This is a genomic window from Streptomyces sp. WAC00040, from assembly GCF_056835925.1.
Window position 1 is genome coordinate 225,805 of sequence record NZ_JAKQZE010000004.1, and the last position, 15,174, is coordinate 240,978.

A 15,174-nucleotide genomic window follows, 5' to 3' on the forward strand; every position below is an offset into this window, starting at 1 on the left:
GGTTAGGCGGCCTCCGCCCGGGTGCGGGAGGCGTCGGCGACGAACGCCTCGATGGCCGCCACCGACTTGAAGGACTCGGGGTCCAGGTCCACCTCGTCGGTGTTGATGTCGTACCGGTCCTCCAGCCAGGCGATCACCTTGAGCAGGCCGAGGCTGTCGATGACGCCGCCCTCCAGCAGGTCGTCGTGGTCGGCCAGGTCCCGTGCGGGCATGTCGGGCAGGAACTCCTCGACGATGAACTCCTTGATGGCCTGGGCCTGGGCGTGGGGCATGTCAGTTCTCCTTGGTGAAGTGGTCCTTCACGACACGGTCGCGGTCGACCTTGCCGGTGGAGGTCCGGGGCAGCGGCTCGTCGGTGAAGCGCAGGACCGAGGGGACCGCGGCCCTCGGCAGACCGCGTGCCAGATGGCCGCGCAGGGTCAGGCTGTTGAGGCCGCTGCCCGGGGTGCGGCGGGCCACGGCGTGCAGCAGCCGGCCGGCCACCTCGTCGGGCAGGGCCAGGACGGCGGCCTCGGTGACCTCGGGGTGGGCGAGCAGTACGTGCTCGACCTCCTGGACGTTGATGCGCACGCCGCGGACCTTGACCTGGAAGTCGGTGCGGCCGGCGAGGGTCAGGGCGCCGTCGGCGCCGCGGTGGACCAGGTCGCCGGTGCGGTACCAGCGCCGGTCGTCGGCGCCGGTGGGGTGGGGCACGAACACGGGCCGGGCGGCGGCCGCGCCGAGGTAGCCGCTGGTCTGGAACGGTGTGGTGACCCACAGTTCGCCGCTGCCGGGGCCCTCGAGGACGGTGCCGTCGTCGGTGACGACCAGGGCGCCGGCGCCGGGCAGCGGGCGGCCCAGCGGCAGGGTCGCGCCGGCCGCGGCCTGCTCGCCGGTCACCTCGTGCACAAAGCTGTCGTTGGTCTCGGTGCAGCCGTAGATGTTGTGCAGCCGCGCGTTCGGGAACAGGCGCGGCAGCTCGGCCAGGACCGGGCCGGGCAGGGCGTCGCCGGTGGTCATCGCGTGCCGCACGGCGGGCAGTGCGGTGGTGCCGTGTTCGCGGGCGGCGTCGGTGACCAGGCGGTGGAACATGGGCACCGCCTGGACGACGTGGACGTCGTGGCGCTGCATCGTCTCGAGCAGGTGGCGGCCGCTCATGGCCTGGTCGGGGTCGACGAGGACGACCCGGCCGCCGTGGGCGAGGGTGGTCCACACGTCGAGCAGGCACAGGTCGAAGTTGAGCGGCGCGTAGTTGAGGACGTTCGTGCCGGGTCCGATACCGAACGCGGCGGCGGCCCAGGCGGTGAAACGGTCGACGGCGCCGCCGGCGACGGGCACGATCTTGGGCAGCCCGGTCGACCCGGAGGTGGTCAGCAGCAGCACCGGGGCCTCGGGATCGGCCGGCGTGTCGCGCGCGGCGCCGAGGCCGCCGTACGGCGTGTCGCCGCCGGGTGTGCCGTCGTCCGGTGTGTCGTCTCCCGGCCGCTCGGGCAGGGGGACGGCGCCGGCCTGCTCGTACAGCTGCTCCGTCACGTCCTTGCCGAGCGTCGCCGAGGGCAGCAGCACCGGACGGCGCTCCAGCATGCAGGCGAGGACCAGCGCGATCGTGCCCGGCGACTTGACGGCCGGGACCCCGAGGGGCCCGCGGCCGGGCGTGTGGGCGACACGGGCCCTGGCCCGCTCGGCGCGCCGCCACAGGGCGCCGTAGGTGACTTCTTCGCCGTGCCACACGAGCGCCGTCTCCTGCGGCGCACGGCGCGCATGCGCCCCGATTTCCTCGACGAGTGTGCCGCCGTCCATGGGCCGCGCCCCCTTCCGCTCCTTGCACCGGCGAAAACCTGTCGGCCTCGATGGTGGTTTCGCGCGCTGGAGGATCGCCGGAGCCGCTGTCGGGGCCGGCCGCGCCGTCGCGGCGGCCGCGGCGTGACGAATCCGGCGCGGGGCCCGTAATCCGCACGTCTGCAACGCCGTGGGCCATGTGGCGACCGCACCGTAGGCCCTCTGCTGCCGAAGGCGATCCCGGCGAGGAATAATGCAGGGCATGGTGCCGCAGCCCACTCCCAGTTCCTTGCCATCCGCCGCCGAAGTGCTGCGTACGCGGTATACGAGTCGGCTGCCGACGCGCTTGGAAGACCTCGCCGGGCCGGTGACGGGACGGGTCGAGCTCCCGCTGCATATCGCCTGGTCGGGGCTTCGTACATATGACCTGGACCGGCCGCGGCAGCGTATGAGCCTTTACCGCACTGTCCTGGCCGAGGGGCAGCACGACGATCTCACCACCCTGCTCGACCGGAACCTGCTGCTCGATCAGTGGCCCGTGCTGCGCACCCTGGTCAGCAGGCACATCCGTGATGTGTGGGAGGACTCCTTTCCCGAGCTCGCCCTGCGGATCTCCACCGCCGCATGAACCTCACCGGGCTGCACCGCCGGCTCCTGGCGGACATCCTCACGATCGGCGCTCCGTATCCACTGGTCATCACCGGTGGCTACGCCGTGCAGGCGCACGGACTGGTCGAGCGGCTCAGTCAAGACCTCGACGTGGCCACGGAGAGCCCGGCGCCGATGGCCGGAATTGCCGACGCCCTGCGATAAGTCGGCGCCGGCGAGACGGTCGCCGGTGGTTGTTGATCAAGCAGAGCGTGTCGCCAGTTATTTCCTTACGACACGGGGTGTCGACGATGTCGTTCGACAACGAGTGGGACGCGGCCAAGGGGCTGCCGCCATGCGCTTGAACAACGCTGTCGGCACCGGCGGTTCGACGCCGAAGCCGGGTTCTGTCGACTACGTGGTGGAGGACGACGAGCTGTGAGGCCCACCGGCACGCTCCGTGATCAACCGGAGGGCGCAACCGAGATCGGAGAGGGCCTCTCGGACTGGGTGAGCCCGCGCCAGAGCGAGGTCCAGATGCCGGTCGGGTGCACGAAGAAGATGAAGTCGACCGCCGCGGACGTAACGGTCACCCTCAAGGTCTCACCCGCGGTCGTCGTCGCACGGAACTGGGACAACGCCTCCCTGGCCAGGGACCGCGCACCATGATCCTTGAAGCAGTCGAGAACCTCACCAGGCAATACGACTGCGCCGCCTGGCCTCTCGCCCGATTGCCGCCACCAGGCGCTCGCCGGCGGCCGTCGCGGTGACCTTCTGGTGCACCGCGACGGCGTCACCGTCGTGGCCGCTACGCCTCCTGCCGGTGGGCGAGGAGTTCGCTGAGGGCGACGGCCGGGTCGGTGTCCGGGGGGCCTGCGGGCCACCAGGTGCCGGAGCGGTCGCGGTAGGGGTACCAGCGGGCGTCGCGGCCCTGGCGGAGCTGGAGGCCGCGGCCGGTGAGGGTCCAGTGGTTGCCGTCGACGTCGAGGGCAGGCAGGTCCTCGTCCCAGCCCGCGGCGAGGGCGGTGCGGGCGCGGGCAATCTCCTGCGCCGAGGGGGTCCAGGGCTGTTCGAGGACCTCGAGGCCGGCTTTCCCGCCGGTGCGCCAGGCCTCGGCGGCCCGGTCGAGGTCGTCGGGGCGGCCGCAGGCCTCACGCAGCCGCGCGGGGACGCGCGGGTCGGGGTGGGTGGCGGCGATACGGACCGTGTCCTGCCACTCGTCGAGCGGCGGGGCGGGCGATCTGTCGCCGAACACGGCGATGTGGGCGAGCAGTTCACGGGCCCGGACGGCGGCGTCGGCGACGAGGCGCTCCAGCGGGTCGGCCTCGATGCCGGTGACCGGTTCGGCGGCCGTGGGCAGCGGCTCGGGCAGCGGCGGCAGGGCGGGCAGCGGGGCGGCGGGGCGGGCGTAGGCCTCGCGGTTGCTCTCGTAGGCGGCCTGCTCCTGCCGGTCCTCCTGCGCGGCCCCCTCTCCCCCGGCGTGCTCGCCTTCGTCCTCGCCGGCGTCCTCGTCGTCGTCGGTGGCGGTCAGTGCCCGCAGCATCAGGACCGACTTGAGTTCGTCGAGCGCCTCGTGGGGGTCCCGGCCGCGGACCAGCAGCAGCAGCCACGGGTCGGAATCGAGGAGCCAGGAGAACTGGTAGCCGAGCGCCGTGGCGTGCGGGCAGGGGTGGTCGAGCGCGTCGCAGTCGCAGTCCGCGTCCAGGTCGCCGTATCCGGGCAGCAGCCCGAGGCGGGCGTCCTCGGCCGCTTCGAGGAGGTCTTCGGGCAGGTCGCCGGCGAGCAGGGCATGCGTGGCGTCGGGCCGGTCGGCGGTCCGTTCCCACAGCAGGTCCCAGTCGTCGTCGTCCCATGCCGTGACGGTGAGGGTGGTGGCGTGGGCGGCGTCGCCGGCGTGGACCTCGGCGGCGATGCGGCCGGCGCTGACGGTGATGGGGCCGATGCGTCCGGTGCGGGAGAAGGCGCGGCCCTTCTTCAGGGGTTCCTCCTCGGGCCAGGTGTCCTCCAGGGCCTCGGTCCACCGGCCGGCCCACGGGGACTGGCCGCGGGTGCGGCCGCCCTTGCGGGCGGGGAAGGCGGCAAAACCGCGGGCGCCGCTCGCCTCGTGATCGCTCATCAGACGCTCCTCAGTTCGACCAGGTTGGCCAGCTCGTCGTTGGTCAGTTCCGTCAGGGCTCCTTCGCCGGAGCCGAGGACGGCGTCGGCGAGGTCCTTCTTGGACTCGAGCAGGGCGGCGATGCGGTCCTCGATGGTGCCTTCGGCGATCATCTTGTGGACCTGGACGGATCTGGTCTGGCCGATGCGGTAGGCGCGGTCGGTGGCCTGGGCCTCCACGGCCGGGTTCCACCAGCGGTCGTAGTGGACGACGTGGTCGGCGCGGGTGAGGTTGAGGCCGGTGCCGGCGGCCTTCAACGACAGCAGGAAGACGGGGACCTCGCCGTCCTGGAAGCGCTGGACGAGTTCCTCGCGGCGGGGTACGGGGGTGCCGCCGTGCAGCAGCTGGGCACCGATGCCGCGTTCGCGCAGGTGCCGTTCGAGGAGTTTGGCCATGGCGACGTACTGGGTGAACACCAGGGCCGCGCCGCCCTCCGCGGTGATGGTGTCGAGGAGTTCGTCGAGGAGTTCGAGTTTCCCGGAGCGGCCGGACAGGGGGGTGTCGTCCTGCTTGAGGAAGTGCGCGGGGTGGTTGCAGATCTGTTTGAGGCCGGTGAGGAGTTTGAGGACCAGGCCGCTGCGGGCGATGCCCTGGCTGGCGCGGATGCGGTCCATGACGTCCTGCGCGTGCGTGCGGTAGAGCGCGGCCTGTTCGGCGGTGAGGGCGACGGGCCGGTCGGTCTCGGTCTTGGGCGGCAGTTCGGGTGCGATGCCGGGGTCGGACTTGCGGCGGCGCAGCAGGAACGGCCGCACGAGTCCGGCCAGTTTGCGGGCGGTGGGCTGCTCGCCGGTGGCGTCGGCGCGTTCGGCGTCGATCGGGGCGATCCAGCGGCGGCGGAAGTGGCCGTGGGTGCCCAGCAGTCCGGGTGTGGTCCAGTCCAGGACGGCCCACAGTTCGGAGAGGCTGTTCTCGACGGGGGTGCCGGTGAGGGCGATCCTCGCGTCGGCGGGGATCAGGCGCAGGGCCTTGGCGGTGCCGGAGAGCGGGTTCTTGACGTGCTGGGCCTCGTCGGCGACGAGCATGCTCCAGCGGTGGCCGCCGAGCCGTTCGGCGTCCAGGCGCATGGTGCCGTAGGTGGTCAGGACGAAGCCGTCGTCGGCGCCCTGGAGGCTGCGGCCGGTGCCGTGGAAGCGGCGTACCGGGGTGCCGGGGGCGAATCTGCCGATCTCGCGCTGCCAGTTGCCGAGCAGGGAGGCGGGGCAGACGACGAGGGTGGGGCCGCGGGTGTCGTCGTGTTCCTGGCGCAGCAGGTGCAGGGCGATGAGCTGGATCGTCTTGCCCAGGCCCATGTCGTCGGCGAGGCAGCCGCCGAGGCCGAGGGAGGTCATGCGTTCGAGCCAGCGCAGGCCGCGCAGTTGGTAGTCGCGCAGGGTCGCGGCCAGTGCGTCGGGCTGGCGCAGGGGTTCGGTGCCGCCGTCGGGGTCGGTGAGGCGGGCGCGCAGGGCCAGCAGCCAGTCGCTGGGGGCGACGGGGACCTGTTCGGTGCCGATGCGGGTGTGGCCGGTGAGGGCGACGGCGAGGGCCTCGATGGCGGTCAGTGGTCCGAGGTCGCGTTCGCGGGCCTTGCGGGCCAGGTCGGCGCCCACCAGGGTCCAGCGGCCGCGGAGCCTGACGAGGGGGCGTCCCTCGTCGGCGACGTGGGCCGTCTCCTCCTCGGTGAGGGGCTCGCCGTCGAGGGCGAGTTGCCAGCGCAGGTCGACGGCGTGCTCGCCGGCGAGGAAGGAGCGCAGGTCGGCGGGCGGGACGCGGCCGGCGCCGACGACGGCGCGGGCGGTCAGGGAACGGGCGGCGTCTTCGGGCCAGTGGACGTCGATGCCGTGGGCGCGCAGCCGTGCCGCGCCGGTGCCGATCAGTTCGGTGGTCTCCCGGTCGGTCAGGACCAGGGCGGAGGGTACGGGCAGCAGTCGCTCCAGCGGCTCCCACACGCTCGCCGCGCGGCGCACCGCGAGGATCGTGTCGGCCTGGGCGCGCGGGCCCAGGGCGTGGTCGGCGCTGGCGAACAGCTCGCCCGCGTCGAGCGCGAGGGTGGGGTCGGCGAGGCTGTGGGCGCGCGGGACGAGGTGCAGGGCGGGCGGGCCGTCGGGGGTGTCGGCGAGGTGGACGTGGAGGGACACCCGGACGCCGGAGTCGAGTCCGGCGGAGATCTCTTCGGCCCAGGCGCGCAGTTGGGGCACGTGCTGGGGTTCGGTGGCCGAGAACGCGGCCCGTCCGGTGGCGGCCGGGGCGGCGGCGGTGCGCGGCAGTGTGTCGGCGAGGGCGTCGAGGAAGGCGCGCAGCAGCGCCTGTACGTCGCTGCCGGGTGCGGCGACGGCCTCGCCGGGGGCGGCCTGGGCGAGCTCCCGCAGCCGTACGACGTCCTCGAGGTCGAGCGGTCCGGCACGCCAGGTGTCGTAGCCGCCGGCGGAGACGCCGGGCAGCAGTCGCTCCCGGGCTGCGAGATGCAGCCCGAGGGCGGCGGCGGCCCCCCAGAACGCGGCGGCCGGATGGACGGTGGCGCCGTCGCGGCCGTGGGAGCGGCGGGCCTCGATCAGGGCGGGCAGCGCCTGGGCGAGGGGCAGGCGCAGTACCGGGAGGGTCCGCAGGGCGACGCCGCCGTCGTGCGGTACGACGAGCGACGCCTCGCCCGGCTCGCCCGCCGCCGTGTCCGGCAGCGGGGAGCCGTCCGGGTCGAAGAACACGAGGCGGCCCGTGCGCGCCGGGTCCCCCGCCTCGAAGACCACCGCGCACCGCGCCAGCAGTCCGGCCTGCTCAGGCGCCAACCACACCATGCGTCCCGCTCTCTCTTGCGTGCTGTTCTCTTGTTACTGCGTCTCGCTCGCACACGCGTCACGCGTCGTGCTTACGTCGTGCTCGTGCTTGCATGCGTCGTGCTGGTGCTGCGTCGTGCGTGTGCGCCGGTGATCAGCTTGTCAGGTTGCGGAAGCGGCGCACCGACAACGGGAAGAAGACGGCGCACAGGACGACGGGCCACACCACGGCCATCAGCAGCGCGTGCTGCGCGATCCATGAGTCCCCGCCGAATCCCGGGTTGCCGAACAGTTCCCGTACCGCCAGCACCGTGGAGGACAACGGATTCCACTCCGCGATCGTGCCCAGCCAGCCCGGCATGGTGGACGGTGCGACGAACGCGCTGGTGAGGAAGCCGATCGGGAATTCCAGGGTCTGCACCATGGTGATGCCCTCGGGGCCCTTCATCAGCAGTCCGAGGTAGATGCCGGCCCACACCAGTGCGAAGCGCAGCAGCAGCAACAGGCCGACCGCGAGGGTGGTTTCTGCGAGCGTTCCGTGGGCGTCCCAGCCGATGGCCAGGCCGGTGGCGAACAGGACGGCCAGGGCCAGCAGGGAGGAGAGCATGTCGGTCACGGCGCGTCCGACGACCACGGCGGAGGGGGCCATCGGCATGGTGCGGAAGCGGGAGGTGACGCCGCGGTTCTTGTCGGCGGCGACGGCGGTGACCGTCTCGCCCATGCCGAAGACCATCGTCATGACGAACATGCCGGGTACGAGGAACTCGCGGTAGTTGCCGCCGCCGGGCACCTGCATGGCGCCGCCGAAGAAGTACCCGAACATCAGCACCATCATGACGGGGAAGGCCAGCGACCCGATCAGGGTGCCCGGTTCGCGGACCCAGTGGGTCAGGCCGCGCAGGGTGACCGTCCAGCCGTCGGCGGCCGCCCAGCGGAGCCGGGCCAGCGGGGTACGGGCGATCACCGGGGCGAGGGCCACGCCGCCCACGGGGCGGGGTGCGGTGATGCTCATGCCGCCACCGCCTCTCGGGCGCCGTCACCGGTATGGCCGGACGCGCCGGTGACGGCACCGCTGCCGCTGCCGCTGCCGCTGTCGGTGGCGCCGGCGGACGTGCCGGTGCCGGTCAGGTGGAGGAACACCTCGTCGAGGGTGGGCCGGCGCAGTGCGATGTCCTCGGCCGCCACGCCGGCCGCGTCCAGGGCGCGGACGATGCCGGCGAGCGCGCTGGTGCGGTCCTTGACGCGGGCGCTGATGCGGCGGGTGTCGTGGTCGGTGTCGGGCCGGTCGGCGCACACCTGCTCCAGCGCCGCCGCGGCGGCGGGAAGCTGGTCGGCGCGGCGTACCACGACGTCGATCCGGTCGCCGCCGATGCGGGACTTGAGCTCGTCGGGCGTGCCCTCGGCGATGACCTTGCCGGAGTCGATGACGGAGACGGCGTGGGCGAGCTGGTCGGCCTCTTCCAGGTACTGGGTGGTCAGCAGCACGGTGGTGCCGGTGTCGACGAGGCTGCGCACCGCCTCCCACACCTCGCCGCGGCTGCGCGGGTCGAGGCCGGTGGTCGGCTCGTCGAGGAACAGCACCGGCGGGGCGAGGACCATGCTCGCCGCCAGGTCGAGGCGGCGGCGCATGCCTCCGGAGTACTCCTTGAGCGGCTTCTTGCCGGTGTCGGCGAGGCGGAAGTGCTCCAGGAGTTCGTCGGCGCGGCGGCGGGCGGCGGCGGGCGACAGGTGGTGCAGGCGGCCGAACATGACGAGGTTCTGCCGTCCGCTGAGGACTTCGTCGACGGCGGCGTACTGGCCCACCAGGCCGATGCTCGCGCGGACCTCGGCGGCCTGGCGGGCGACGTCGTGCCCGGCGACCTCGGCGCGTCCGCCGTCGGCCTTCAGCAGGGTCGACAGGATGCCGACCGAGGTGGTCTTGCCCGCACCGTTGGGGCCCAGCAGCCCGTGGACGGTGCCGGCGGGTACACGCAGGTCGAATCCGTCGAGTGCGTACCGGTCGCCGTAGCGTTTGCGCAGTCCTTCGGCGAGGACGGCGGTGCTGGTCGGATCCACGTCGGCTTCCTTACGGGTAGCGGATATCCGGCCGAGGGTCCCAAACCGGCCCTGAGCAGGGCTGGTGCACGGCTCGGCGAACGGTCGAGGACCGCTGGAGGACCGGTCGAACAGACGGAAGACGAGACGCGGAAGCGGGAAACGGGAGCGGGAGGCGCGCGGGCGCGGGGCGCGGGTGCGGGAGGTGCGGGTGCGGGAGGGGCGGGGGCGTGGGTTCGGCGGCGATGGGGACCGGCTCCGTTCGACGGCTGCTCTAGCGCGGGGCGGGACCGTGGCGCGAGGAGGCCCCCGATCAGAGGATGCGTCATGATCACTTTCATCAACCGGTTCCATGTCACCGGCCCCACCGAGGAGTTCGAGACGGCCTTCGACGCCACGTCGGCGTTCTTCGCCGCCCAGCCCGGGTTCCTGAACCACCGGCTGCTCCAGCACGTCGACGAGCCGCACCTGTACGTGAACGTCGCCGACTGGAAGGACGAGGAGTCCTTCCGCGCGGCCCTGGCCCGCCCCGAGTTCGCCGCGCACCGCACCACGCTGCGCACGCTCAGCAGCAGCGACCCGAACCTGTACGTGCCGCTGCTGGAGCGGGTCGCGCGCTGAGACCGCCGGCCGAGAACGCCCCGAGCGCGCCCCGAGCGTGCGTCGAGCGTGCGTCGAGCGGTCCTCGGCCGGTTCCCGGTCCTGTTCCGGGCGGCACGGCAGAGCCTGGCCTGCGGGGCGCGCCGGGTGTCGGGACGTGGCCCGGATCGCTCGAATCCGGCTGGGGGCCGGCTCGGGCGGGGGCCGACGTCCCGTCGAGCACGTGTCCATGACCGGGCCCCGGTCTTCCGGTCGGTGGCACAGTCACCTGACGGCCGGCCCGGCACCGTGGCGCTCGCCCCTGTGAGGCGTGGCCCGGATCCGGGGTGCCGGCCGGCCGGTTCCCCGTGTGCGCCAGCTGTGTGGCGCCCCTGTCCCCCGGCCCGGCCGGGCAGCCATCGACCCTGAGGAGTTCAGTTGACTTCCTCCCCCCTCGTGGACGAGGGGGGATTCCTACGGCTCGCGCCGTGGGGTTTTCTGCTTCGTCGCCGACTGCCCGCCCGGAGTTCTCCGTTGAGGTCTTGCACCGGCTCCACAGACTGTCACGGCCGGCCCGGCCGCCAGAAGGTTCTTCGCCGCGTTCACGTCCCGGTCATGGGCCGCCCCGCAGCTGTCGCACGTCCAGGTACGGACGGAGAGCGGCATCCTGTGCTGCAAGGCGCCGCAGGTGGAGCACAGTTCGGACGAGGGGAAGAAGCGGTCCACGACCGCCAGGTCGCGCCCCATGTCGTAGACCTTCCGCACGCAACCGACTGTCCGCGACAGCTCCGCCGCCTGCGCATCCGTCGGAAGGAAGCGGTACCGATACGCCCGCTTCACATGAGTGGCCACAGCTCACAAACCAGCACGCCGACTTGTGGGCCCTGGCTACTGGTTGAGGGTGGACGAACATCGCCCGGCGGCGATTCACCTTTCCCCGCCCCGCTCCGCAGGGGCTTCGTTTCCTCCCCTGGCTGAAGCCGGGGGTATATCCACAAAGGAGTTCACATGAGTGAGACCGTCGAGGATCAGCGGATCGCCCTGGTGACGGGCGGCACCAGCGGTATCGGCCTGGAGATCGTGCGCAGGCTGGCGTCCGCCGGCATCCCGGTGCATCTGTGCGGGCGTTCTGAGGAGACGGTGTCCAGCACCGTCAAGGAGCTCGTGGAGGAGGGGCTTTCGGTCACCGGCTCGGTGTGCGACGTACGCGAGCAGGAGCAGATCAGTGAGCTGGTGCGCACGGTCGTGGAGCAGCACGGTCCGATACGGATCCTGGTCAACAACGCCGGCCGCAGCGGCGGCGGGCCGACCGCGACGATCACCGACGAGCTGTGGACCGACGTCATCGCCACCAATCTGACCAGTGTCTTCCGGGTCACCAAGGAGGTTCTGACGGCGGGCGGCATGCAGGAGGCGGGCCGCGGCAGGATCATCAACATCGCGTCGACGGGCGGTAAGCAGGGCGTGGTGCTGGCGGCCCCGTACTCGGCGTCGAAGCACGGTGTGGTGGGCTTCAGCAAGGCGCTCGGTCTGGAGCTGGCCCGTACCGGCATCACCGTCAACGCGGTGTGTCCCGGGTTCGTCGAGACGCCGATGGCGGAGCGGGTCCGCGCCGGTTACGCGGGCGTGTGGGGGGTGAGCGAGGAGGAGGCGTACGAGCGCATCACCACCCGGGTGCCCAACGGCCGTTACGTGCAGGTGCGGGAGGTGGCCGCGATGGTCGAGTACCTCGTCGGCGACGATGCGGCGGCCGTGACCGCGCAGGCGCTGAACGTGTGCGGTGGTCTGGGCAACTACTGACCGCCGGGGCCGGTTCGGCGGTTCCTCCCGGGCTGCGGCGTCCGTCGGGCGGGAGCGGCCGCTGTCGGCAGCCGGCCTTCCGTCCGCCCCGCCCCCCCCTTTCTTCGGCGGGGCTCAGGCCCACTGGGGGGCCGTGGTGGCGGCCCGGAGCTGTTCGTGGGCCCGGGCCGTCTGCTGCCGGTCGCCGTCCGGGGTGCGGCTGCGGACGGGCAGGAGCGCGAGCGTGGTGTGGTGGGCGAGGCGCACGGCCGGATGGCGGCGGGCGATGGTGGTCAGGCTCCGGCCGGGCCCGGTCTCCAGCAGCAGGTGGCGGCCGGTGAACAGGAGTTTGTCGAGGGTGGGCCAGAAGTGGACCGGGGCGGCGGGGTGGCTCGCCCACAAGGCCGCGTCCGCCACGGTGTCCGCCTCCAGCCGGGTGCGGGTGAAGGCCGACCACAAGGGGACGCGGGGCGGGCGGGCGGTGATCCGCCGGTACAGGGCAAGGTCCTGGAACAGCGGGGCCAGGACGGGGCTGTGGAAGGGGTGGTGGGCGGCCACCTGCAGGGTGGTGATCCCGGCGTGGCGCAGGTCGGCCGCGATGGCGTCCAGCGGGCCGGTGAGGCCGGCGAGGACGGTCTGGCGGGGGGCGTTGAGCGCGCCGACGGCGATGTGGGGGTGGCGGGCGAGGAAGGGGCGTACGTCCTCGGGGGTGCCGGCGACGGTCAGCAGCCCGCCGGGCGGGGTGGGGGCGATTCGGGTGACCCGGTCGCGCATGACGGCCACCGCGTCCTTGAGGGTGAACACGCCGGCCAGGACGGCGGCGGCCAGTTCGCCGACGCTGTGGCCGAGCAGGGCCGCGGGGCGCACACCCCAGGACATGACCATGCGGCCGAGCGCGTAGTCCACGGTGAACAGCAGCGGCTGGGACCGGCGTACGTCGTCGATGCCGATGGCCGGGTGGTCGCCGAGCCAGTCGGCGCGCAGTTCGTCGCCGTTGCCGAACAGGGCCAGGCACCGGTCGGCGGCGTCGGTGAAGACGGGGTCGCTGCCGTAGAGTCCGGCGCCCATGCGCGGGTACTGCGCGCCCTGGCCGGGCAGCAGCAGCACCACGTCCCGGAACGTTTTGTCCATGGGCGGGCCTCCTTCGTCCGACACCGGTGTCGGTGCCGGTCAATCTGCCGTGCCCGTATGGAGGTTCGCTCGAGGAACGCTCCACGCACACCCGGCGGCCGGGCCGGGCCCAGTGCGGCTCGAGGGCGGGTCCACCTGGCGCGGCGAGGCTCGGCGGGCCGCGGCAGTCGCCCGCCCGGGCGGCGCTTGCGGCGGCGGGAGGACGCATCACCCGGGCGGCGATCCGCCGCTTTCCGCCCTGCACCGCAGGAAACTCGCCCCCTTGTTCTCCCGGCCCGAAGGCCGGAGCATCCCCCGGAGGAATCACGTGACCAGCACAGCCATGGCGGCCGTCGTGTCGCAGAGCGAGATCTACGCACAGGTGCAGCAGTTCTACGCCGGCCAGGTGCGCCACCTGGACAACATGCGGGCCGAGGAGTTCGCCGGCTCGTTCACGGCCGACGGCGTCTTCGACCACCGTCCCGGTGGCGACCCGCTGGTGGGCCGGGAGGCGATCGCCGCGGCGATCGGCGAGTACCAGAGGACCACGCACGCGGCCGACCCGGTGCAGCGCCGCCACTGGTTCAACATGCTGCAGGTCTTCGGGCAGGACGACGGCACGCTGCGCACCGAGTACTACGCGCTGGTGGTGCAGACCCGTCCGGGTGTGCGGGAGCCGGTGGTCGGTCCGAGTTGTTTCGTCACCGACGTCCTGGTCCACGAGGACGGTGAGCTGCGCACGAAGTTCCGCAAGGTCAGCCCGGACCACATGCTCTGACACGCGGTCCGGCACGAAGGAGAGGCGGCCCGCTCCGGCGGGCCGCCTCTCCTTCGTGCGCGCGGTCGTGTCGTGCGGGCGGTCGTGTCGTCAGGCCAGGCAGCAGGGCAGCGTGCCGTGGTGGTCGATCATCTCGGCGAGTGCCGTCTGCCTGACGGGCATGGGCAGCGGGTCGCTGTCGCCGGCGCCGTCGAGTTCGGCGAAGGCGCGGTGCAGGTTGGGCACGAGCCGTTCGCTGTCCAGGAGCTTCGCGTAGGGGCCGAGAGCGGCGCCGCGGGCGGTCTCGGCCGGGGTCAGGCCGGCCCGGTGGCCCCGGGCGGCGAGCTGCTGGACCAGACGCAGATAGCCTTCGACCCGGTCGAGGACCTCGGGCCCGCACAGGGGGCCGTGGCCGGGGACGATCGTGGTGGCGCCGAAGGCCCGCAGCCGCTCGAGGGCCGTCAGTGATCCGTTGATCGTGCCCATCAGGCAGAACGGTGTCACACCGTTCATCACCAGGTCGCCGGTGAACAGCACCCGGTGCTCGGGCAGCCACACGACGGTGTCGTTGGAGGTGTGCGCGGGGCCGATGTGCTCCAGTTCGACGCGGATCTCCCCGACGTGGAGGGTCAGCCGGTCGGTGAACGTGAGCTGGGGCGGGGTGAGTTCGATGGTGCCCCAGTCGACGTCGGGCCACAGGCCGGTCAGGTGCAGCCCGGCGGCGATCATCTCGGTGCGGGTGCGTTCGTGGCCGATGACGAGCGCCTCGGGGAACAGGTGGTTGCCGAAGGCGTGGTCGCCGTGGAAGTGGGTGTTGACGACCGCGCGCGGGGCGGCCGCGTTCAGGGCGAGCGCGGCGGTGCGCAGGTGCCGGGCGCGGGACTCGGTCGCGACGGTGTCGATGAGGGCGCTCTCGCCGCCGGAGACGAGGATGCCGGCGTTGTTCAGGCACCAGCCGCCGGGCGGCTGGAGGTAGGCGTGGACGCCTGGCGCCACCTCCGTCGCCCGGCCGGCGGGCGCGGGGGCCTGGTTGCGGACTGTGGTGCTGGAGGGCACGGCCTCTCCTCGGGCAGATGTCGTGGACGGGCCGAGTCTGGTGGGGGCTCCTTGTGGCCCGGTCGACTCTCCAGGGGTTTTCCGGCCCGCCCCGAGAGGCGCGTCGGAGCGTGACGGGGACGGCTGCCGGCCCGGCACACCCGAGCGGAAGGACCCCCGATGAGCGACGAGTTCCCGCGTGCGGGTGACGGTGCCGGGCGCGGCCGCGGCGCGGCCGCCCGGCACGCGGTACGGCGGGGCCTGCGGGTGGTGTGGCGGGGCCTGGTGGCCTACGGGTCCGTCTATGCGGCGGGCGAGTGCGCGCGGGCCGCGGCCCAGCGTCCCACTTCGCTGCGCGGGCCCGCGCCGGGCCACCCGGAGCGGCTGCGTCCGGACATGCCGCTGAGCCCGCTGGAGCGGGCGCTGCTGCGGGAGTTGGGCCGGACGCGCTGAGAACCGTGGGCGCGCTGCGACAAGGGCCGCCCGGCGGGGGCGGCGGGTCCGGGCCGGCGCGGGCCGCCCCGGCGGGGGCGTGGCGTCGGTCGGCCGCCGGTGCGAACAGCGGTCCGGTGTCGGCGGGCCGGTGCGGGCGGTGGTCCGGTGTCGGCGTCGATCGGTGCGGGCCGCCCGGT

The 15,174-nt window shown here is 73.1% G+C and carries 14 protein-coding genes and 3 pseudogenes; 7 read left to right on the top strand and 10 right to left on the bottom strand.

Features of this window, described 5'->3' with window-relative positions:
- Positions 1–2: 2 nt before the first annotated feature.
- On the bottom strand, positions 3–272 hold the full coding sequence (locus tag MDN94_RS31490) for a phosphopantetheine-binding protein (protein ID WP_453467389.1): 270 nt from the start codon (positions 270–272) through the stop codon (positions 3–5).
- A gap of 1 nt (position 273) precedes the next feature.
- Positions 274–1,779, bottom strand: a complete 1,506-nt coding sequence (locus MDN94_RS31495; protein ID WP_482729258.1) for an AMP-binding protein — start codon at positions 1,777–1,779, stop codon at positions 274–276.
- 241 nt (positions 1,780–2,020) lie between these two features.
- On the opposite strand from MDN94_RS31495, the gene MDN94_RS31500 reads away from it, so the two are divergent.
- The 3 genes and pseudogenes from MDN94_RS31500 (at position 2,021) to MDN94_RS31510 (ending at position 3,015) form a co-directional block, all read left to right on the top strand.
- Positions 2,021–2,386 (top strand): hypothetical protein, encoded by a 366-nt coding sequence (locus MDN94_RS31500; protein WP_482729259.1) that lies wholly within the window; start codon positions 2,021–2,023, stop codon positions 2,384–2,386.
- A pseudogene (locus MDN94_RS31505) lies at positions 2,383–2,565 on the top strand (nucleotidyl transferase AbiEii/AbiGii toxin family protein); the annotation flags it as partial. The gene MDN94_RS31500 and the pseudogene MDN94_RS31505, both read left to right, overlap by 4 nt.
- Before the next feature lie 219 nt (positions 2,566–2,784).
- A complete protein-coding gene (locus MDN94_RS31510; protein WP_482729260.1) occupies positions 2,785–3,015 on the top strand; it encodes a hypothetical protein in 231 nt (76 codons plus the stop codon).
- 139 nt (positions 3,016–3,154) lie between these two features.
- On the opposite strand, the gene MDN94_RS31515 is transcribed toward MDN94_RS31510, so the two are convergent.
- The 4 genes from MDN94_RS31515 to MDN94_RS31530 all read right to left on the bottom strand — a co-directional run bounded on the left by MDN94_RS31515 (position 3,155) and on the right by MDN94_RS31530 (position 9,303).
- Positions 3,155–4,462 (bottom strand): SWIM zinc finger family protein, encoded by a 1,308-nt coding sequence (locus tag MDN94_RS31515; protein WP_482729261.1) that lies wholly within the window; start codon positions 4,460–4,462, stop codon positions 3,155–3,157.
- The gene (locus tag MDN94_RS31520; protein WP_482729262.1) at positions 4,462–7,269 is read right to left on the bottom strand and encodes a DEAD/DEAH box helicase; all 2,808 of its coding nucleotides are present in this window, start codon (positions 7,267–7,269) and stop codon (positions 4,462–4,464) included. Before MDN94_RS31520 ends, MDN94_RS31515 begins: the two co-directional genes overlap by 1 nt.
- A gap of 133 nt (positions 7,270–7,402) precedes the next feature.
- A complete protein-coding gene (locus MDN94_RS31525; protein ID WP_482729263.1) occupies positions 7,403–8,260 on the bottom strand; it encodes an ABC transporter permease in 858 nt (285 codons plus the stop codon).
- Positions 8,257–9,303, bottom strand: a complete 1,047-nt coding sequence (locus MDN94_RS31530; protein WP_482729264.1) for an ATP-binding cassette domain-containing protein — start codon at positions 9,301–9,303, stop codon at positions 8,257–8,259. Before MDN94_RS31530 ends, MDN94_RS31525 begins: the two co-directional genes overlap by 4 nt.
- Before the next feature lie 306 nt (positions 9,304–9,609).
- Between MDN94_RS31530 and MDN94_RS31535 the strand changes: the two genes are divergently transcribed.
- Entirely contained in the window at positions 9,610–9,903 is a 294-nt protein-coding gene (locus MDN94_RS31535) for an antibiotic biosynthesis monooxygenase family protein (protein ID WP_189473740.1), read from the top strand.
- A 432-nt stretch (positions 9,904–10,335) separates the two neighbouring features.
- Here the strand turns inward: MDN94_RS31535 and MDN94_RS31540 are convergent.
- Together MDN94_RS31540 and MDN94_RS31545 are read right to left on the bottom strand one after the other, a co-directional pair.
- Positions 10,336–10,605, bottom strand: a pseudogene (locus tag MDN94_RS31540) (zinc ribbon domain-containing protein); the annotation flags it as partial.
- Between the two features lie 48 nt (positions 10,606–10,653).
- Positions 10,654–10,713 (bottom strand): annotated as a pseudogene (locus tag MDN94_RS31545) (helix-turn-helix domain-containing protein); the annotation flags it as partial.
- A 156-nt stretch (positions 10,714–10,869) separates the two neighbouring features.
- Here MDN94_RS31545 and MDN94_RS31550 point away from each other — a divergent pair.
- On the top strand, positions 10,870–11,661 hold the full coding sequence (locus tag MDN94_RS31550) for an SDR family NAD(P)-dependent oxidoreductase (RefSeq protein ID WP_482729265.1): 792 nt from the start codon (positions 10,870–10,872) through the stop codon (positions 11,659–11,661).
- Between the two features lie 114 nt (positions 11,662–11,775).
- Here the strand turns inward: MDN94_RS31550 and MDN94_RS31555 are convergent, their stop codons facing one another.
- Positions 11,776–12,771 (bottom strand): acyltransferase domain-containing protein, encoded by a 996-nt coding sequence (locus tag MDN94_RS31555; RefSeq protein ID WP_482729266.1) that lies wholly within the window; start codon positions 12,769–12,771, stop codon positions 11,776–11,778.
- 307 nt (positions 12,772–13,078) lie between these two features.
- Between MDN94_RS31555 and MDN94_RS31560 the strand changes: the two genes are divergently transcribed.
- Positions 13,079–13,528: a nuclear transport factor 2 family protein gene (locus MDN94_RS31560; RefSeq protein ID WP_482729267.1), complete on the top strand. Its 450-nt coding sequence runs from the start codon at positions 13,079–13,081 to the stop codon at positions 13,526–13,528.
- Between the two features lie 90 nt (positions 13,529–13,618).
- Here the strand turns inward: MDN94_RS31560 and MDN94_RS31565 are convergent, their stop codons facing one another.
- Positions 13,619–14,563, bottom strand: coding sequence for an MBL fold metallo-hydrolase (locus MDN94_RS31565; protein ID WP_482729268.1), 945 nt, complete (start codon positions 14,561–14,563; stop codon positions 13,619–13,621).
- 159 nt (positions 14,564–14,722) lie between these two features.
- Between MDN94_RS31565 and MDN94_RS31570 the strand changes: the two genes are divergently transcribed.
- The gene (locus MDN94_RS31570; RefSeq protein ID WP_482729269.1) at positions 14,723–14,995 is read left to right on the top strand and encodes a DUF6059 family protein; all 273 of its coding nucleotides are present in this window, start codon (positions 14,723–14,725) and stop codon (positions 14,993–14,995) included.
- Positions 14,996–15,174: the final 179 nt, after the last annotated feature.